Annotated in this window: 2 protein-coding genes; both read right to left on the bottom strand. The window is 66.6% G+C overall.

Going from position 1 to position 1,648, the window contains the following annotated elements; genetic code table 11:
* Positions 1-146: 146 nt before the first annotated feature.
* Entirely contained in the window at positions 147-935 is a 789-nt protein-coding gene (gene istB / locus BLS52_RS18175; RefSeq protein ID WP_090588593.1) for an IS21-like element helper ATPase IstB, read from the bottom strand.
* A partial coding sequence (locus BLS52_RS18630) for a Mu transposase domain-containing protein (RefSeq protein WP_425425055.1) occupies positions 925-1,648 on the bottom strand: 724 nt, incomplete at its 5' end. The genes BLS52_RS18630 and istB, both read right to left, overlap by 11 nt.

Here is a 1,648-nt window from a genome sequence, read left to right as displayed (position 1 = left end):
TGTCAACGGCAACTTAGAAATGACCGGTGGCGGCAGGTTGGTTTGCCCGTTGGCGGCAGGTGATTGACCGGTCGCGGCAAGTATTTTTGGACAGGGTCAGGCGCCCCGGGCGTGCCGGGTTTCGGGGCGCCTGACCGGGTTTTGGGTTAGCTCATGGGGCGGGTTCCTTTCCCGTTTTGGGCTTGCATGAGCCGGACGGACTCGCCGCTGGTTTGGCAGAGGTGGGCGTGGTGGAGAAGCCGGTCCACGGTCGCGGTGGCGATGGTTTTTGGCATGAGTTCATCGAACCCGGAGGGGTGGATGTTCGAGCTGATCGCCAGTGACCGCTTTTCGTAGGAGGCTTCCACGACCCGGTAGAAGCCCTCGGCTGCGTCGGCGGAGACCGGCAGCAGGCCTATGTCATCGATGCAGATCAGGTCCACGTTGGTGGCGCGGGTGATGGCTTTGTTGACGCTGTCATCGATGCGGTGCCGGCGCACGAGCGCGCCGAGGTCTTCCATGCTGAGCCAGGACACGGACATGCCCTGATCGATGGCCTGCTGGCCGAGGGCTTCCAGGAGCAGGGTCTTGCCGGTGCCGGAGGGCCCACAGGCAATCAGGTTCTCCCGCCGCCGCACCCATTCCAGGGTCCGCAGGAACGACGTTGTTGCAGCCGGCAGGGTGGAGAGGGCTTCGTCCCAGACATCGAAGGTCTTCCCGGTGGGGAATCCGGCACGTTTGCGCCGGGTGGCCAGCATCGAGGCGTTCCGGCCGGTGGCTTCGGCTTCGAGCAGGACGCGGACGACTTCGGTGGGGTCCCAGCGTTGGGCTTTCGCGGTGGCCAGCACGTCGGCGACCACGGCCCGGGCGTGCGGCATCCGGGTCGTGCGCATCAGCGCGATCACGTTCTCCACCGCCGCGTCAGCCAGGGGCGGGGTCATGGTGCTAGCGCTCATCGATGGCTCCTTCAAAGTCTTTATCACTGGTGGTGTTGGGGGCGGTGCCGAAGTTGGCCCAGCCGCTGGTGCCCTGACTCAGCCACCGGCCCTGGTCGGTGACGGTGTGGATGGCGCCGGTTGTGTGGCTTTTCCCGTTGCCGGTGTTGACGATGGAGAGCAGGTCCTCGTGGGTGAAGCGCTGGTGCACCGCTGCCGCTCCCAGGCCCTTGTCGACCTCGTCGGCGCCAAGGACCTTGGCGAGGGTGACGGCTCGTTCCATTTTGTGCCGGATCTTCTGGGTGCCCGCGGCGGCGGCTTCCTTGAGCCAGAGCGCGGCGCCGGCGCCGAGGGCCAGGAACTCCTCCTCTGCCTTGTTCGTCGGGCGGATCACCCGTTCCAAGGCACCGGCAGGGGCCGGCGGGAAATGGGCGTCAATGATCGCGGGAGTGCCGGGGCGGGTGAGCTTGTGCCGGGCGACCTCGACCGGGCCGAAGTCCCCGACGTGGACGATGATCACCTCGGTCTCGGTCCCGCGCACCCAGACCATCTGACCCATCAGGGTGTGCGGGACGGAGTACCGGGACTGCTGAAACGTGATCATGGGCATGTTCGGCGGGACCTGCCGGGTATGGCCGAAACTCGCCGTGACAGGGGTCGCCGGAACCGGGTGCAACCGGGGCTGTTCGAGAACCCGGAGCATGTCCTTCGGGATCTCCAGCGTGGCCCGGTGC

The sequence above is a fragment of the Arthrobacter subterraneus genome (genome assembly GCF_900099735.1).
Lineage (GTDB): Bacteria > Actinomycetota > Actinomycetes > Actinomycetales > Micrococcaceae > Arthrobacter_D > Arthrobacter_D subterraneus.
This window is presented reverse-complemented; position numbering and strand designations above follow the sequence as displayed.

What these genes read in the sequence shown, in the direction of transcription:
- istB (WP_090588593.1), bottom strand. Translation starts at nt 935, where the DNA reads ATGAGCGCTAGCACCATGACCCCGCCCCTGGCTGACGCGGCGGTGGAG.